Origin of the sequence: Kitasatospora sp. HPM-01-4, from assembly GCF_051374625.1 — a bacterium.
Classification (GTDB): Bacteria; Actinomycetota; Actinomycetes; order Streptomycetales; family Streptomycetaceae; genus Kitasatospora.
This window is the reverse complement of sequence record NZ_JBPQGP010000005.1, coordinates 2105076-2124476: the sequence shown is the minus strand read 5'-3', so window position 1 is coordinate 2124476 and position 19401 is coordinate 2105076. Positions and strand designations below refer to the sequence as shown.

Annotated in this window: 2 protein-coding genes; both read left to right on the top strand. The window is 74.7% G+C overall.

What is annotated here, in order from left to right:
* Positions 1-59: 59 nt before the first annotated feature.
* Positions 60-15383, top strand: a complete 15324-nt coding sequence (locus ACSMTC_RS09110) for an SDR family NAD(P)-dependent oxidoreductase (protein WP_436564634.1) — start codon at positions 60-62, stop codon at positions 15381-15383.
* The gene (locus ACSMTC_RS09105) at positions 15380-19246 is read left to right on the top strand and encodes a type I polyketide synthase (RefSeq protein ID WP_436559149.1); all 3867 of its coding nucleotides are present in this window, start codon (positions 15380-15382) and stop codon (positions 19244-19246) included. Before ACSMTC_RS09110 ends, ACSMTC_RS09105 begins: the two co-directional genes overlap by 4 nt.
* Positions 19247-19401 lie beyond the last annotated feature (155 nt).

Sequence of the window (19401 nt, the reverse complement as noted above, 5' to 3'; positions counted from 1 at the left end):
GCACACCAGGCCAGGTTTCCGCACAGAAGTGGCAAAGCCCGATGACCAACGATGACAAGCTGCTCGACTACCTGAAGAGGGTCACCGCCGATCTGCACCAGACCCGGCAGCGGCTGCGCGAGGTGGAGACCGAGGAGAAGGAACCGATCGCCATCGTGGCGATGAGCTGCCGCTTCCCCGGTGGCGTCAGCACTCCGGAGGAGCTCTGGCAGCTGGTCGACGCGGGCACCGACGCCATCACGGACTTCCCGGACGACCGGGGCTGGGACGCCGCCTCGCTCTACGACCCCGACCCCGACGCGTCCGGCAAGAGCTACGTCCTGCGGGGCGGGTTCCTGCACGACGCCGCCGACTTCGAGCCGGACTTCTTCGGGATCTCGCCGCGCGAGGCACTGCTCATGGACCCGCAGCAGCGGCTGCTGCTGGAGGTCGCCTGGGAGGCGCTGGAGCGCGGAGGCATCGCACCGGACTCGGTACGCGGCGCCCGGATCGGCGTGTTCGCGGGTACCAACGGCCAGGACTACCGCGACCTGCTGGCCAAGCTGCCGCAGGACCCCGAGGCGGCACTCGGCACGGGCGCCCTGGCGGCGGTGATGTCCGGCCGGATCTCCTACACCCTCGGTATCGAGGGCCCCTCGGTCACCATCGACACCGCGTGCTCCTCGGCCCTGGTCGCGCTGCACCTGGCGGTGCAGTCGCTGCGCCAGCGCGAGTGCACGCTGGCGATGGCCGGCGGTGTCTCGGTGATGACCACCCCGGGCGCGTTCATCGCCTTCAGCCGCCAGCGCGGGCTCTCCCTGGACGGCCGCTGCAAGTCCTTCGCCGACGGCGCGGACGGCACCGGCTGGGGCGAGGGCGCCGGGATGCTGCTGCTGGAGCGGCTCTCCGACGCGCGGCGCAACGGGCACGAGGTGCTGGCCGTGGTCCGGGGCAGTGCGGTCAACCAGGACGGTGCCTCCAACGGCCTGACCGCGCCCAACGGTCCGTCGCAGCAGCGGGTGATCCGCCAGGCCCTGGCGAGCGCGGGGCTGTCGGCGTCCGAGGTGGACGTGGTGGAGGCGCACGGTACGGGTACCACGCTGGGTGACCCGATCGAGGCGCAGGCGCTGCTGGCCACCTACGGTCAGGGCCGGGACGTCGAGCGGCCGTTGTGGCTGGGGTCGATCAAGTCGAACATCGGTCACACCCAGGCGGCGGCCGGTGTGGCGGGTGTGATCAAGATGGTGCAGGCGATGCGGCACGGTGTGCTGCCGAAGACCCTGCACGCGGAGCAGGCGTCCACCAAGGTGGACTGGTCGGCGGGCGCGGTCGAGCTGCTGACCGAGGCCCGGCAGTGGCCGGAGAGCGACCGGCCGCGCCGGGCCGGGATCTCCTCCTTCGGTGCGAGCGGCACCAACGCGCACACCATCATCGAGCAGGCCCCCGTCGAGGAGACCCCCGAACGCGAGAGCGCCGGCGCGCCCTCGGCCATCCCCTGGCTGGTCTCCGGACGGACCCCCGAGGCCCTGCGCGAGCAGGCCGAGCGCCTCGCCGCCGTGGCGGGCGCCCTCGACCCCGCCGACACCGGTTTCTCGCTGGCCACCACCAGGACCGCCCACCAGTACCGGGCGGTGGTGCTCGGCCGGGACCGCGAGCAGCTCATCGGCGGCCTCACCGCGCTGGCCGAGGGCGCGCCCGGCGTACCGCACGGCCGTACCGTCAAGGGCCTGACCGCCTTCCTGTTCACCGGCCAGGGCTCCCAACGGCCCGGCATGGGACGGGAGCTGTACCAGGAGTTCCCGGTCTTCGCCGAGGCCTTCGACGAGGTCTGCGGCCACTTCGACGGCGGACTGCGCGAGCTGGTCTTCGGCACCGACCCGGAGCCGCTGAACCGGACCGCCACCACCCAGGCCGCGCTGTTCGCCTTCGAGGTGGCGCTGTACCGGCTGCTGGAGTCCTGGGGTCTCAAGCCGGATTTCCTGGCGGGGCATTCGATCGGTGAGCTGGTCGCTGCGCATGTGGCCGGGGTGCTGTCGCTGGAGGACGCGTGCCGGTTGGTGGCGGCCCGGGGCCGGCTGATGCAGGCGTTGCCGGCGGGTGGGGCGATGGTGGCGGTGCGGGCGTCGGAGGAGGAGGTTGCTGCGCTGCTCACCGGTCGGGTGGGTATCGCGGCGGTCAACGGTCCGCGGGCGGTGGTGATTTCGGGGGATGAGGCGGAGGTTCTGCGGGTCGCTGGGTCGTTCGAGAAGGCCCGGCGGTTGAAGGTCTCGCACGCGTTCCACTCGCCGTTGATGGAGCCGATGCTGGCGGAGTTCCGGCAGGTCGCCGAGTCCCTGGAGTACGGCCGGGCGACCGTACCGGTGGTCTCCAACGTGACCGGCCGGCTCGCCACCGAGGAGTTGGGGGACCCGGAGTACTGGGTCCGCCACGTCCGCGAAGCCGTCCGCTTCCAGGACGGCGTCCGGGCCCTGGAAGCCGCCGGGGTCACCCGGTTCCTGGAGCTCGGCCCGGACGCCGTGCTCACCGCGATGGCCCGCGAGTGCCTGGACTCCGAGGCCGCCGTGCTCGCCGCCTCCGGGCGGCGCGAGCGCCCCGAGACCGAGACCCTGCTGACCGCGCTGGCCCAGCTGCACATCGGCGGCTTCTCACCCGACTGGGGCGCCCTGTTCCCGGGCGCGGCCCGGGTGGACCTGCCCACCACCGCCTTCCAGCGCAGCCGCTACTGGGTCGAGATCCCGGCCTCGGTCGGCGACGTCGCCTCCGCCGGACTCGACTCGACCGAGCACCCGCTGCTCGGCGCGGCCACCATGCTGGCCGACTCGGACGGCGCGGTGCTCACCGGCCGCCTCGCGGTGCGGACCCACCCGTGGCTGGCCGACCACGTGGTCGGCGACATGGTGGTGCTGCCCGGCACCGCCATGGTCGAACTGGCCATCAGGGCGGGAGACCAGGTCGGCTGCGGCCACCTGGAGGAGCTCACCCTGGAAGTCCCGCTGGTCCTGCCCGAGGCGGACGGCGTCCGGGTCCAGGTGACCGTCGGCGTCCCCGACGCCGCCGGCAGCCGTACGGTCGGCATCTACTCGCGGGCCGAGAGCGCCGCCGCCGAACAGCCGTGGACCCTGCACGCCTCCGGCCTGGTCGGCCGCACAGCGGCGAGCGCCGGCGAACGGCTCACCGAATGGCCGCCGGCCGGCGCCGAACAGTTGGAGACCGCCGGACTGTACGAGCGGCACGCCGCCTCCGGCCTGCACTACGGCCCCACCTTCCAGGCCCTGCACGCCGCCTGGCAGCGCGATGGGGAACTCTTCGCCGAGGTGCGCCTCGCCGAGCGGCCCGCCGCCGACGCGAGCCGCTTCGGCCTGCACCCCGCGGCCTTCGACGCCGCCCTGCACGCGCTGGCCCTGCTCGGCGACGGCTCCGACGAGGAGACCGCCCGGCTGCCCTTCATGTTCTCCGGTGTCTCGCTGCACGCCGTAGGAGCCTCGGTGCTGCGGGTGCGGCTGCTGCCGACCGGCACCCACTCCTTCGCCGTCGACCTGGCCGACGCCACCGGCGCGCCGGTTGCCTCGGTGGCCTCGCTGGCCTCCCGGCCGCTCACCAACCTGCGTCAGCCGCAGGGCAGTTCGCTGTTCCGGCTCGGCTGGCACCCGGTCCACCCGGAGGAGACGGCCCCCGAGACGGAGTACCGCGTCCTCGACAGCACCGCCGGCACGGACGCCGACGCCGTACGCGCGGCCGCCCACACGGCGCTGGCCGCGGTGCAGGCCGATGACGCGCGGACGCTGGTCGTGGTCACCCGCGGGGCGGTCTCGGTCTCCGGGGAGGAGGTGACCGACCTGGCGGGCGCCGCCGTGTGGGGCCTGCTGCGCTCGGCGCAGTCGGAGAACCCCGACCGCTTCGTGCTGCTGGACCTGGAGGCCGGCGCCGACGCCGACGCGCTCGTCCCGCGGGTACTCGCCTGCGGTGAGCCGCAGGCGGCGGTCCGCGCCGGCGCCGTGTACGCGGCCCGGCTGACCGCCGCCGAGATCACCGCCGAGGCGGCCGACGAGCTCGACCCCGAGGGCACCGTGCTGCTCACCGGCGCGACCGGCGGACTCGGTCCGGTGCTGGCCCGGCACCTGGTCTCCGCCCTCGGCGTGCGGCACCTGCTGCTGCTCAGCCGGCGCGGCGGTGCGGACGAGCTGGCCGCCGAACTCACCGGGGCGGGTGCCCGGGTGACGGTCGCGGCCTGCGACGTGGCGGACCGCGCCGCGCTCGCCGAGGTGCTGGCGGCGATCCCGGCGGAGCACCCGCTCACCGCCGTGGTGCACGCCGCCGGCCTGCTGGACGACGGTGTGGTCGCCTCGCTCACCCCCGAGCGGATCGACGCCGTACTGCGCCCCAAGGTGGACGGCGCGCTCAACCTGCACGAGCTCACCGCGGAGCTCGACCTTCGCGCCTTCGTGCTGTTCTCCTCGGTCGCCGGAGTGGTCGGCGCGCCGGGCCAGGGCAACTACGCGGCCGCCAACGCCTTCCTGGACGCCCTGGCCGCCCACCGCGCCGCCCAGGGCAGGCCCGCGCTGTCGCTGGCCTGGGGGCCGTGGGCTCCGGTCGGCGGCATGACCAGCGGTCTGGAGGCCGCCGACCGGGCCAGGATCTCCCGTGGCGGCATGGCCGAGCTGTCCGCCGAGGACGGCGTGGAGCTGTTCGACCTGGCCCGCCGCACCGGGCTCGCCGCCGTCGCACCGGTGAAGCTGAACCTGGCGGCGCTGCGTGGCCAGGGCGCCGCGCTCGCCCCGGTGTTCCGCGCCCTGGCCGGCCGCACCGTGCGCCGGGAGGCGGCACAGGCCGAGGGCTCCGAGTTCTCCTTCGCCGACCGGATGGCCCAGCTCACCGGCGAGGAGCGGGCGGACGCCCTGCTCCAGCTGGTCCGGGTCCAGGTCGCGGCCGTCCTCGGCCACGCCTCCCCGGAGGCGGTCGACCCCGGCCGGGCGTTCCAGGACCTCGGCTTCGACTCGCTCGCCGCCGTGGAACTGCGCAACGCGCTCACCGCCGAGACCGGCCACCGGCTGCCCGCCACCCTGGTCTTCGACTACCCGTCGCCCGACGCCCTCGCGGCCTACCTCGCCGCCCAGTTCAGCGGCACCGGCTCCGGCCCGCGCAAGGCCGTCCGGACCACCGCGACCCGTACCGACGAGCCGATCGCGATCGTGGGCATGGCCTGCCGCTACCCCGGCGGGGTCGCCTCGCCGCAGGAGCTGTGGGACCTGGTGACCGCCGAGCGGGACGCCATCAGCCGGTTCCCGGACAACCGCGGCTGGGACATCGACCGGATCTACGACCCCACCCGAGAGCGCCCGGACACCAGCTACGTCCGCGAGGGCGGATTCCTGCACGGGGCGGGGGAGTTCGACGCGGGTTTCTTCGGGATCTCGCCGCGTGAGGCGCTGTTGATGGATCCGCAGCAGCGGTTGCTGCTGGAGTCGTCGTGGGAGGCGCTGGAGAGCGCGGGTATCGATCCGGGGTCGTTGAAGGGCTCGCGGACCGGTGTGTTCGCCGGGGTGATGTACCACGACTACTTCGGGGCGTTCGGCAGCGGCAGTATCGTCTCGGGGCGGGTGGCGTACACGCTGGGGCTGGAGGGGCCGACGCTGTCGATCGACACCGCCTGCTCGTCGTCCCTGGTGGCGCTGCACCTGGCCGCCCAGTCACTGCGCCAGGGAGAATCCACCCTCGCCCTGGTGGGCGGTGTCGCCGTGATGTCCACCCCGGACCCGTTCGTGGAGTTCAGCCGCCAGGGCGCGCTCGCCCCCGACGCGCAGTGCCGCCCGTTCGCCACCGCCGCCGGCGGCACCGTCTGGGGCGAGGGCGTCGGCGTCCTGGTCCTGGAGCGGCTCTCCGACGCGCGGCGCAACGGGCACGAGGTGCTGGCCGTGGTCCGGGGCAGCGCCGTCAACCAGGACGGTGCCTCCAACGGCCTCACCGCGCCCAACGGCCCGTCACAGCAGCGGGTGATCGAACAGGCGCTGGCCAGTGCCGGGCTCTCGGCGTCCGAGGTGGACGTGGTGGAGGCGCACGGCACCGGCACGACGCTTGGTGACCCGATCGAGGCGCAGGCCCTGCTGGCCACCTACGGTCAGAATCGTGACGTTGAGCGGCCGTTGTGGCTGGGCTCGATCAAGTCGAACATCGGTCACACCCAGGCGGCCGCCGGTGTCGCCGGTGTGATCAAGATGGTGCAGGCGATGCGCCACGGCGTGCTCCCCAAGACCCTGCACGTGGACCAGCCCTCCACCCATGTGGACTGGACGGCGGGCGCGGTCGAGCTGCTCACCGAGGCCCGGGACTGGCCGCAGGCCGACCGGCCGCGCCGGGCCGGGATCTCCTCCTTCGGGATCAGCGGCACCAACGCGCACACCATCATCGAGCAGGCACCGGCCGACGGGCCACAGCCCGCCGAGCAGCGGCCCGCGGCCGCTCTCCCGTGGCTGCTCTCCGCCAAGTCCCGTGCCGCGCTGCCCGCCCAGGCCGCCCGGCTGCTCGCCCTCGTGGACGCCGACCCCGAGCTCAGCCCCTCGGACCTCGCCCACTCCCTCGCCACCACCCGCGCCCACTTCGAGTACCGCGCGGCCCTGACCGGCGCCGACCGCGCCGAGCTGCGCGACTCGCTCGCCGCCCTGGCCGAGGGCCGCACCGCCCCCGGACTGGTCGAGGGCACCGCCGCAGGCTCCCGCCCGGTGTTCGTCTTCCCCGGCCAGGGCTCGCAGTGGCAGGGCATGGCCACCGAACTCCTCGACTCCTCACCGGTGTTCGCGGCCCGGATGGCCGAGTGCGCCGCCGCCCTGGCGCCCTACACCGACTGGGACCCGGTGGCCGAACTGAGCGGCCCGCTGGAGAGGGTGGACGTGGTCCAGCCGCTGCTCTGGGCGGTGATGGTCTCGCTGGCCCAGACCTGGATCTCCTACGGCGTGCGCCCCGCCGCGGTGATCGGACACTCCCAGGGCGAGATCGCGGCGGCCGTCGTCGCCGGCGCCCTCTCGCTGGAGGACGGCGCCAGGATCGTCACCCTGCGCAGCAAGGCGATCGCCGAGGACCTCTCCGGCGGAGGCGGCATGATGTCGGTCGCCCAGTCCGTCGAGCAGCTGGAGCAGCGGCTCGCCGCCTGGGACGGACGGCTGTCGATCGCCGCCCGCAACGGGTCGGGATCGGTCGTGGTCTCCGGATTCGTCGACGCCCTGGACCGGTTGCAGGCCCAGCTGAAGGACGAGGGCATCCGGGTCAAGCGGCTCCCGGTGGACTACGCCTCGCACTCCGCGCAGGTCGAGTCGGTCCGCGACCGCCTCCTTGAGACCCTGGCCGACATCCGGCCGCAGACCGCCCAGGTGCCGTTCTACTCGACCGTCACCGGCGGCCTCCTCGACACCGCGGGGCTGGACGCCGAGTACTGGTACACCAACCTGCGCCAGACCGTGCTCTTCGAGCAGGCCGCCGAGGCCGCCGTGGGCAGGGGCCACGGGGTGTTCATCGAGTCCAGCCCGCATCCGGTGCTCACCGTCGGCCTCCAGGAGACCTTCGACGGCCTGCGGGCCATCGGCTCGCTGCGCCGCGACGACGGCGGCCCCGGCCGGATCGCAGCCGCGCTCGGCGAGGCCTTCGCACACGGCGTGGCCGTGGACTGGCCGGCGGTCTTCGCGGGCCTGCACCCCGCCCGCGTCCAGCTGCCGACCTACGCCTTCCAGCACGAGCGGTACTGGATGGACAGCGTCTCGGGCAACGCCGACGTCACCGCGGCCGGTCTCGCCCCGACCGAGCACCCCATCCTCAGCGCGGCGATGACCCGCGCCGACACCGACGGCACGGTGCTCACCGGCCGCCTGTCGGTGGGCACCCACCCCTGGCTGGCCGACCACGCGGTCGGCGGGGAGCTGCTGTTCCCCGGCACCGGCTACCTCGAACTGGCCGTCCAGGCGGGCGAGTGGACCGGCCTCGGCCGGGTGGCCGACCTGACCCTGCACGCCCCGCTGGTGTTCCCCGAGCACGGCGCGGTACAGCTGCAGGTCGTGGTCGGCCCGGCCGAGGACTCCAGGCGCCCGGTCGCCATCTACTCGCGCGCCGAGAGCGACGCGGACGACCTGCCCTGGACCCGGAACGCCGACGGCCTCCTCGCCCCGGCGGGCGCCCCCGCCGAGCCGGAGCTCACCCTCTGGCCGCCCACCGGCGCCGAACCGATCCCGCTGGACGGCCTGTACGAGCAGCTCGCCGAGGCGGGACTCGGCTACGGGCCCGCCTTCCAGGGCCTGCGCGCCGCCTGGCGCCTGGGCCGGGACGTCTACGCCGAGGTGGCCCTCACCCAGCAGGTGGACGGCTACGGCCTGCACCCGGCGCTCTTCGACGCCGCCCTGCACGCGGTCGGCCTGACCGGCATCGCCGAGGACGACGCACTGCTGCCCTTCGCCTGGTCCGAGGTACAGCTGCACGCGAGCGGCGCCAGGGAACTGCGGGCCAGGGTACGGCCGTTGGAGCAGGACGGCGCGGTGGAGCTGACGCTCGCCGACGCCGGCGGCGCACCGGTGGCAACCGTCGGCTCGCTCGCGCTGCGCCCGATCCCCGCCGAACAGCTCGCCGCCGCCGCCAAGTCGGCGCGGGCCGGCTCGCTCTACCGGGTGGACTGGATCACCGTGCCGGCCCCCGCCACCGACGCCCCCCTCGGCCTGGAGGTGCTGCGCAGCCCGGCCGGCACCGACGCCGCCGAGGTCAGGGCCGCGGTCGGGACCGTACTCGACCGGCTGCGGGACCACCTGGCCGGCGACTCCCCACTGGTGGTCACCACCGGCGCCGACCTGGCCGGTGCGGCGGTCGCCGGACTGGTCCGCTCGGCGCAGTCGGAGAACCCGGACCGGATCGTCCTGGTGGAACTCGACGACGACCCCGCCGGCGAGCAGCTGCTGCCCGCGGCGGTCGCCGTCGGCGAGCCGCATCTGGCGATCCAGGGCGGCACCATCCGGCTGCCCAGGCTGGTACGGGCCGAAGCGGCCCAGGACGAAGGCCACTTGGAGCTCGACCCGGAGGGCACCGTCCTGCTGACCGGTGCCAGTGGCGCGCTGGGCACCCTGATCGCCCGCCACCTGGTCACCGAGTGGGGCGTACGGCACCTGCTGCTGGTCAGCCGCCGGGGCGCGGACGCCGGGCTCGTCGACGAGCTCACCGCCCTCGGCGCCCGGGTCACCTCCGCCGCCTGCGACGTGGCCGACCGCGACGCGCTCGCCGGGGTGCTGGCGGCAGTCCCGGCCGAGCATCCGCTGACCGCCGTGGTGCACGCGGCCGGAGTGCTCGCCGACGGCGTGCTCTCCTCGCTCACCCCCGAGCGCCTGGACACCGTGCTGCGCCCCAAGGTGGACGCGGCCTGGCACCTGCACGAGCTCACCGCCGGCCTCGACCTCAAGGCCTTCGTGCTGTTCTCCTCGGCCGCCGCCACCCTCGGCTCGCCCGGACAGGCCAACTACGCCGCCGCCAACGCCTTCCTGGACGCGCTGGCCGCACACCGCCGGAGCCTGGGCCTGCCCGGGCACTCCCTGGCCTGGGGCCTGTGGGCGCAGGCCAGCGGGATGACCGGCACGCTGGACGACACCGACCTGTCCCGGATCTCCCGGGGCGGTGTGGCGGCCCTGGCCAGTGACGAGGGCCTGGCCCTCTTCGACGCGGCGCTGCACTCCCGGTACCCGGCCCTCCTCCCGATGAAGCTGGAGCCGGCCGGACTGCGCGCCCAGGGCGACGACCTGGCACCGCTCTTCCGCGGCCTGGTGCGGACCCAGCGCCAGTCCGTCGCCGACCGCCCGGCCACCGGCACCGGCTCGCTGCGCGACCGGCTCGCCGCGCTGCCCGAGGCCGAGCGCAAGCCCTTCCTGGTGGAGCTGGTGCGCACCCGCGCCGCCTCGGTGCTCGGTCACCGTTCGGCGGACGCGGTGGAGCAGCACCGGGCCTTCCGCGAGCTGGGCTTCGACTCGCTGGCCGCGGTCGAGCTGCGCAACGGCCTGACGGCGGCGACCGGGCTGCGGCTGCCGGCCACCCTGGTGTTCGACTACCCGAACCCGGTCGAGCTGGCCGGGTACCTGCTGGACCAGCTGGTCGGCGGTCTGACGGCCGCACCGGCCGCGGCGGCGCCCGCCGCCGTGGCCGACGAGCCGATCGCCATCATCGGTATGAGCTGCCGCTACCCGGGCGGCGTCGACTCGCCCGAGGACCTGTGGAACCTGGTCCTCGGCGAGGTGGACGCCATCGGCGAGTTCCCGACCGACCGCGGCTGGGACCTGGACTCGCTCTACGACCCGACCCTGGACCGGCCCGGCACCAGCTACGCCAGGCACGGCGCGTTCCTGTACGGCGCGGGCGACTTCGACGCCGCCTTCTTCGGCATGGACCCGGAGGAGGCACTGGTCACCGACCCGCAGCAGCGGGTGCTGCTGGAGACCTCCTGGGAGGCGCTGGAGCGGGCCGCCATCGACCCGGCCTCGCTGCGGGGCAGCGCGACCGGCGTCTTCGCGGGCGTGATGTACCACGACTACTTCGAGAGCTACGGCTCCGGCAGCGTGGTCTCCGGCCGGGTCGCCTACACCCTCGGCCTCGAGGGACCGACCCTGACGGTGGACACCGCCTGCTCGTCCTCGCTGGTCGCGCTGCACCTCGCGGTGCAGGCGCTGCGCCAGGGCGACTGCACGCTGGCCCTGGCCGGCGGTGTGACGGTGATGGCCACCCCCGGGACCTTCGTGGAGTTCAGCCGCCAGCGCGGCCTGTCCAGGGACGGCCGCTGCCGCCCGTTCGCCGACGCGGCCAACGGGACCGGCTTCGGCGAGGGCGCGGGCGTGCTGCTGCTGGAACGCCTCTCCGACGCCCGCCGCAACGGCCACCGGGTGCTGGCCGTGGTGCGCGGCACCGCGATGAACCAGGACGGCGCCTCCAACGGCATCACCGCTCCCAACGGCCCCGCCCAGCAGCGGGTGATCCGCCGGGCGCTGGCGGCGGCGGGCGTACCGGGCGGCGAGGTCGACGTGGTCGAGGCGCACGGCACCGGCACCACACTCGGCGACCCGATCGAGGCCCAGGCCCTGATCGCCACCTACGGCGGTGAACACACCGAGGAACGCCCGCTCTGGCTGGGCTCGATCAAGTCCAACATCGGGCACACCCAGGCCGCGGCCGGCGTCGCCGGCGTGATCAAGATGGTGCAGGCGATCCGCCACGGGGTACTGCCCAGGACCCTGCACGTGGACCAGCCGTCCCGGCACGTCGACTGGACGGACAGCCACGTCCGGCTGCTCACCGAGTCCCTGGAGTGGCCCGAGTACGGACACCCGCGCCGGGCCGGGATCTCCTCCTTCGGGATCAGCGGCACCAACGCGCACGTGGTGATCGAGCAGGCCCCCGACGAGGAGCCCGCCCAGGCGGCGCCCACCGTGCAGGCCCCGCTGCTGCTCTCCGGGCACGACGCCGACGCGCTGCGCGCCCAGGCCGGGCGGCTGCTGACCCACCTGAGCGAGCGGGCCGAGCTCGACACCCGCCGGGTCGCCGCGGCGCTGGCCACCACCCGCACCACGCTCGCCCACCGGGCGGCGGTGGGCGGTGGCGACCGGGACGAACTGCTGCGCGGCCTGCGGGCGTTGACCGAGGGCACCGTCTCGCCGTCGGTCACCGCGGGAGGGGCGGCGGAGGGCAGGACCGCGTTCCTGTTCTCCGGCCAGGGCTCGCAGCTGGCCGGGATGGGCCTGGGGCTGGCCGAGGCGTTCCCCGCCTTCGCGGCCGCCTTCGACGAGGTGTGCGCCCAGCTCGACCCGCTGCTGAGCCGACCGCTGCGCGAGGCACTGGCCTCGGCCGAACTGCTGGAGCGGACCGAGTTCACCCAGCCGGCGCTGTTCGCGGTCGAGGTCGCGCTGTTCCGCCTGCTGGAGTCCTGGGGCATCCGCCCCGACCTGCTGGCCGGGCACTCCGTCGGCGAGTTCGCCGCCGCCCATGTGGCCGGGGTGTGGTCGCTGGCCGACGCCGTCCGGCTGGTCGCCGCGCGCGGCCGGCTGATGCAGGAACTGCCCGACGGCGGTGCGATGGTGGCCATCAGGGCGAGCGAGGCCGACATCGAGCCGCTGCTGACCGACGGGGTGAGCATCGCGGCCGTCAACGGGCCCCGCTCCGTGGTGGTCTCGGGCGAGGCGGCGGCCGTCTCGGCGATCGCCGACCGGTTCGAGCGGACCAGGAAGCTGGCGGTCAGCCACGCCTTCCACTCGCCGCTGATGGAGCCGATGCTCGACGAGTTCCGGGAGATAGCCGCGAGCCTGGACCACCGGCCGCCGCGGATCCCCTTCGTCTCCACCCTGACCGGCGCGCAGGCGACCCCCGAGGAGCTGTGCTCACCGGAGTACTGGGTCCGGCACGCCCGCGAGGCGGTCCGCTTCGCGGACGGCGTCCGCACCCTGGCGGACGCCGGGGTACGGCGGTTCGTCGAGATCGGCCCGGGCGGCGTACTGACCGCGATGGCCGCCGACAACCTGAGCGGTGAGGCGGCACTGATCCCGCTGCTGCGCAAGGACCGGGACGAGCCCGAGGCGCTGCTCACCGCCCTCGGCGCGCTCCAGGTGAGCGGCGGCACGGTGGACTGGGCACGGCTGCTGCCGGCGGACGCCGGCGTCGACCTGCCGACGTACGCGTTCCAGCGCCGCCGCTACTGGATGGCGAGCGACGCCTCGGGCCACCGGGCGTCGGCGGAACACCCGCTGCTGGGCACCGCCGTGGAACTGGCCGGAGCCGACGGCATGCTGTTCACCGGACAGCTGTCGCTGCAGAGCCACCCCTGGCTGGCCGACCACACCGTCGGCGGTGTGGCGCTGCTGCCCGGGACGGCCTTCGTCGAGATGGCGCTCGCGGCCGGTGCCCGCATCGGGGCCGGCGCGGTCGACGAGCTGACCGTCACCGAGCCGCTGCTCCTGCCCGAGAGCGGCACGGTCCGCGTGCAGTGCGGCCTCACACCGGCCGCCGCCGGCACCTGGACCTTCCGGGTCCACTCCCGGACGGCGGACGGCGACCCGTGGACCGCGCACGCCACCGGCCTGCTCCGCGAGGCGCCGCCGGCGGCCACCGCCGAGCAGACCGCCTGGCCGCCCGCCGGAGCCCAGGCGCTCGACCTGGACGGCACCTATGAGCGCCTGGCGGAGCTCGGCGCCGGGTACGGCCCGCTGTTCCAGGGCCTGCGCGCGGCCTGGCGCCGGGGCGAGGAGGTCTTCGCGGAGGTCGAACTCCCGCTGGAGACCGACCGGTTCGGCATCCACCCGGCACTGTTCGACGCCGCACTGCACGCGATCGGACTGCGGGCGGGCGCGGCGGAGCGCATCGCGCTCCCGTTCGCCTGGAGCGGGGTCGAGCTCCACGCCGTGGGGGCGAAGGCCCTGCGGGTGCGGATCAGCCCGGCCGGCTCCGACGCGGTACGGATCGAGCTCGCCGACGGCGCCGGTGTCCCGGTGGCCCGGGTGGACTCGCTGGTGCTGCGCGAGGTCGCGGTCGACCGGCTGGCCGCGACGGCGGGCGGCAACGACTCGCTGTTCGCACCCGAGTGGGTCGAGGTCCCGGCCGGTGCGGCACCGTCGGCCGGACACTGGGCGGTGCTCGGCACCCACTGGCAGCGGCTGGTGGACGCCCTGGCGGGCGAGGTCGCGGTGGTCGACACGGTCACCGGTCTCGACCTGGCGGCGGACTCGCTCGACGTCCTCGTGCTGCCCTTCACGGGCGGCGACGATCCGCAGGCCGTCCACGACGCCCTGGCCGTACTGCTGGGCCGGGTGCAGTCCTGGCTCGCCGACGAGCGGTTCGCGGCGGCGACCCTGGCGGTGGTGACCGTCGGCGCCGTCGGCCTGACCGGAGAGGACGTCACCGACCTGGCGGGTGCGGCGGCCTGGGGGCTGATCCGCTCCGCGCAGTCGGAGCACCCCGACCGGATCGTGCTGGTCGACCTGGACGACTCCGAGGACGGGTACCGGCTGCTGCCGGCCGCCGTCGCCTCCGGTGAGGCACAGCTGGCGGTGCGCTCGGGCGTACTCAGCGCACCCAGGCTCACCAGGGCCGCCAGGGCCGTCCTGGACGCCCCGGTCGAGTGGACCGGCCGGGTCCTCGTCACCGGAGGGACCGGCGCGCTGGGCCGCCTGGTCGCCCGCCACCTGGTCACCGAGCACAAGGTGCCCAGCCTGCTGCTGCTCAGCCGCAGCGGCCCGGACGCGCCCGGCGCGGCCGAGCTGCGGGCCGAACTCACCGGCCTCGGAGCCGAAGTCGCCGTCCTCGCCTGCGACCTGGCGGACCGGGACGAGCTGGCGCGGGTACTGGCCGAGTACCCGGTCTCCGCGGTGGTGCACTCCGCCGGCGTCCTCGACGACGGGACGCTCGCCTCGCTGACCCCCGAGCGGCTGACCGCCGTCCTGCGGCCCAAGGTGGACGCGGCGTGGCACCTGCACGAGCTGACCAAGGACCGGCAGCTGACGGCGTTCGTCCTGTTCTCCTCGGCGGCCGGCCTGCTCGGCAGCCCCGGACAGGCGAGCTACGCCGCCGCCAACGCCTTCCTCGACGGCCTGGCCCGGCACCGCAGAGCGATCGGCCTCCCGGCGAGCTCGCTGGCCTGGGGCGCGTGGTCCGGCAGCGGCGGCATGGCCGACCGGCTCGGCGACGCCGACCGCAGGCGGCTGGCCCAGGCAGGGGTCGACTCGCTGAGCGAGGAGGCCGGACTGGCGCTGTTCGACGCCGCCGTCGGCCGGCCGGAGGCGGTACTGATGCCCGCCCTGCTCGACCTGGCCGCGATGGCCCGGGGCAACCGGGTCCCGCCGCTGCTGAGCGGACTGGTCCGGTCCTCGTCCACGCGCAAGGTGGCGCAGGCCTCCGCGGCCTCGGCCGCACTGCGGCGCAGCCTGGCCGGCCTGACGCCCGAGGAGCGGGTCGCCCGGCTGCTCGACCTGGTCGGCACCCAGGCGGCCGGGGTGCTCGGGACCACCGAGGTGGCCCTGGAGGGGGCGTTCAGCGAGCTCGGCTTCGACTCGCTGACGGCGGTGGAGTTCCGCAACCGGCTCAACGAGGCCACCGGACTGCGGCTCTCCGCCACGCTGATCTTCGACTACCCGAGCCCGCCGGTGCTGGCCCGGCACCTGGAGGCCGAACTGGCCCCGGCGGCCGAGCAATCGGGCGCTACCGAGGAGGACGCCGTCCGCCGCGCCCTGGGCACGATCCCGCTGGCCCGGCTGCGCGACTCCGGCCTGCTGGACAGCCTGCTCGAACTGGCAGGACTGAAGGCCGAGTCCGTACCCGGCGACCGGGACGGGAACGGCGAGTCGATCGACGCGATGGACGCCGAGAGCCTGATCAGCCTGGCGCTCGACGACTTCGCGGGGGAGGACGAGGAGCTGTGACAGGCACTGGAGAGGCGGCTCGGCCGCAGAGCCCGGACCCCCGGATGGTGGAGGCCCTGCGGGCCTCGCTGAAGGAGACCGAACGCCTGCGGGAGCAGAACCGCAAGCTGACCGCGACCCTGCGCGAGCCGATCGCGATCGTGGGCATGGCCTGCCGCTACCCCGGCGGGGTCGCCTCGCCGCAGGAGCTGTGGGACCTGGTCGCGGCGGGTGGGGACGGCATCACCCCGTTCCCCACCGACCGGGACTGGGACGAGGACCTGTACGACCCGGAACCGGGCCTGGAGGGCAGGTCCTACACCGCCGAGGGCGGATTCCTGCACGGGGCGGGGGAGTTCGACGCGGGTTTCTTCGGGATCTCGCCGCGTGAGGCGCTGTTGATGGATCCGCAGCAGCGGTTGCTGCTGGAGTCGTCGTGGGAGGCGTTGGAGAGCGCGGGTATCGATCCGGGGTCGTTGAAGGGCTCGCGGACCGGTGTGTTCGCCGGGGTGATGTACCACGACTACTTCGGGGCGTTCGGCAGCGGCAGTATCGTCTCGGGGCGGGTGGCGTACACGCTGGGTCTGGAGGGGCCGACGCTGTCGATCGACACCGCCTGCTCGTCGTCGCTGGTGGCGCTGCACCTGGCCGCCCAGTCGCTGCGCCAGGGAGAGTCCACCCTCGCCCTGGCCGGCGGGGTCACCGTGATGGCCTCGCCCGGCACCTTCGTGGAGTTCAGCCGTCAGCGCGGGCTCTCCCCGGACGGCCGCTGCAAGGCCTTCGCGGACGGCGCGGACGGCACCGGATTCGCCGAGGGCGTCGGCGTCCTGGTCCTGGAGCGGCTCTCGGACGCGCGGCGCAACGGGCACGAGGTGCTGGCCGTGGTCCGGGGCAGCGCCGTCAACCAGGACGGTGCCTCCAACGGCCTCACCGCACCCAACGGCCCCGCCCAGCAGCGGGTGATCCGCCAGGCCCTGGCCGGCTCCCGGCTCTCGGCGGCGGACATCGACGTGGTGGAGGCGCACGGTACGGGAACCACCCTTGGTGACCCGATCGAGGCGCAGGCGCTGCTGGCCACCTACGGCCAGGAGCGGGACGCCGGGCGGCCGTTGTGGCTGGGGTCGATCAAGTCGAACATCGGGCACACCCAGGCGGCCGCCGGTGTCGCGGGTGTGATCAAGATGGTGCAGGCGATGCGCCACGGCGTGCTGCCGAAGACCCTGCACGTGGACCAGCCCTCCACCAAGGTGGACTGGACGGCGGGTGAGGTCCGGCTGCTGACCGAGACCCGGGACTGGCCGGAGGCCGACCGGCCGCGCCGGGCCGGGATCTCCTCCTTCGGGATCAGCGGCACCAACGCCCACATCATCATCGAGCAGGCCCCGGCCGGCGAGAAGCCCGAGCCCGACCCGGTACCGCCGATGGCGCTCTGGCCGCTGTCCGCCCGCGCACCGCAGGCACTGCCCGCCCAGGCCGAGCGGCTGCGCGCCTTCGCCGCCGACCGGCCGGACCTGGCACCGGGCACGGTGGCCAGGACGCTCGGCAGCGAGCGCGCCGCCTTCGAGCACCGCGCCGCGGTCGTCGCCCCGGACCGGGAGCGGCTGCTGCACGGGCTGGACGCCCTGGCCGCCGGGGACAGCTCGCCCACCGTCGTACACGGCCGGGCGCGCACGGGAGTGCGCACCGCCTTCCTGTTCACCGGGCAGGGCGCCCAGCGGCTCGGCATGGGCGCCGAACTGCGGGCGGCCTACCCGGTGTTCGCCGAGGCCTTCGACGAACTCGACCGACACCTCGGCGTCGGCACCGCCGAGGTCCTCTCCGGCACCGACGCCGACCAGGCCGATCGGACCCTGTACGCGCAGACCGGCCTGTTCGCCTTCGAGGTGGCGCTGTACCGGCTGCTGGAGTCCTGGGGCCTCAAGCCGGACTTCCTCGCCGGGCATTCGATCGGTGAGCTGGTCGCTGCGCATGTGGCCGGGGTGCTGTCGCTGGAGGACGCGTGCCGGTTGGTGGCGGCCCGGGGCCGGCTGATGCAGGCGTTGCCGGCGGGTGGGGCGATGGTGGCGGTGCGGGCGTCGGAGGAGGAGGTTGCTGCGCTGCTCACCGGTCGGGTGGGTATCGCGGCGGTCAACGGTCCGCGGGCGGTGGTGATTTCGGGGGATGAGGCGGAGGTTCTGCGGGTCGCTGGGTCGTTCGAGAAGGCCCGGCGGTTGAAGGTCTCGCACGCGTTCCACTCGCCGTTGATGGAGCCGATGCTGGCGGAGTTCCGGCAGGTCGCCGAGTCCCTGGAGTACGGCCGGGCGACCGTACCGGTGGTCTCCAACGTGACCGGCCGGCTCGCCACCGAGGAGTTGGGGGACCCGGAGTACTGGGTCCGCCACGTCCGCGAAGCCGTCCGCTTCCAGGACGGAGTGCGCACCCTGGCCGAGTCCGGGGTCACCCGGTTCGTGGAGCTGGGACCTGACGCCGTACTGAGCGCGATGGCCCAGGAGAGCGCCGGCGCACCGGACACGGCGTTCGTCCCGCTCGGCCGCCGGCGCGGTTCGGAGACGGCGGCCCTGCTGACCGGTCTGGCCAGGCTCTACGTGGACGGCATGTCCCCCGACTGGCAGGCGGTGTTCCCCGGCACCGGGCGGGCGCCGCTGCCGACGTACGCCTTCCAGCACCAGCGCTACTGGCTCGCGGCCGACGTCCCGCTGACCGTCGGCGCACTCTCCGCCCCCGAACAGCCCGTCGGCGCCGGCCAGTCGGAGCGGCTGCGCCAACGCCTGGCCGGCGCCTCGGGGACCGAGCGGCAGGACCTGCTGACCGAACTGGTCCGCGCCCAGACCGCCGCCATCCTCGGCCACGCCGGACCGGAGGGGATCGAGCCGGAGACCGCCTTCCTGGAAGCCGGGATGGACTCGGTCTCCGGAACGGAACTGCGCCTCGCCCTGGCCTCGGCCACCGGACTCGACCTGTCGGCCGGCGTGGTCTTCGACCACCGCACCCCGGCCGCCCTGGCCGCCCACCTCGGTGCCGAACTGGCCCGCGGCGGCACGCGACCCGCGCCCGAGGAGGACCTGGAGTCCATCAGCGGCCTGCTGCGCCGGGCCGCCGCCGACGGCCGGATGGCCAAGGGGATGGACCTGCTGAACGCGGTCGCCGAGATCCTCCCCTCCTTCTCCTCGGCGGCGGGGCTGACCCGCCTCGCCGAGCCGGTCCGCCTCACCCAGGGCGGCCAGGGGCCCAGGCTGATCTGCTTCCCCTCCCCGATGGCGCTCGGCGGAGCCCACCAGTTCGCCCGGTTCGCCTCGTACTTCCGGGGCCGCCGGGAGGTGATCGTGCCGCCGGTGCCGGGCTTCGGGCCGGGCGAGGCGCTGCCAGGATCGGTGGACGCCGCGGTCGAGGTGTTCGTCGAAGGCGTGCGGGCCGCGGCGGCGGGGGAGCCCTACGTCCTGGTCGGCTACTCCTCCGGTGGCCAGTTCGCCCACGCCGCGGCCGAGGTGCTGGAGAAGGCCGGCACCCCTGCCGACGGCGTGGTGCTGCTGGACACCTACCTGCCCGGCGCCGAGGGCCAGGACGGGCTCTGGCCGCAGATGTTCCGGGGCATGCTGGACCGCGAGTCCGGCTTCGGCGGGTTCAGCGCCGCCCGGCTCGCCGCGATGAGCCGCTACAGCGACCTGATCACCGACTGCCCGCCGGGCACGCTGTCCGCTCCGGTGCTGTTCGTCCGCCCGGCGGAGTCCTTCGCCGAGGGGCCCGGCACGGAGGACTGGCGCGCCTGCTGGCCCGGCGAGCACCAGCTGCGCGAGGTGCCGGGCACCCACTTCACCATCCTGGAGGAGCAGGCGACGGCGGCCGCCGAGGCGGTCGAGAGCTGGCTGTCCACCCTGGACGGCTGAAGGCGCACACCGGGGCGCGGAGCCACCGCCCGACGGCAGGCGGCTCCGCGCCCTTCGCATGACCCGTGGGGCGACTGCGGTGGTGGTAGAAGTTCCTCCACCTTGGTGGAGAAACCTCTACCTCCGATACGCCAAGCAATGCCAATGTGCCGAAC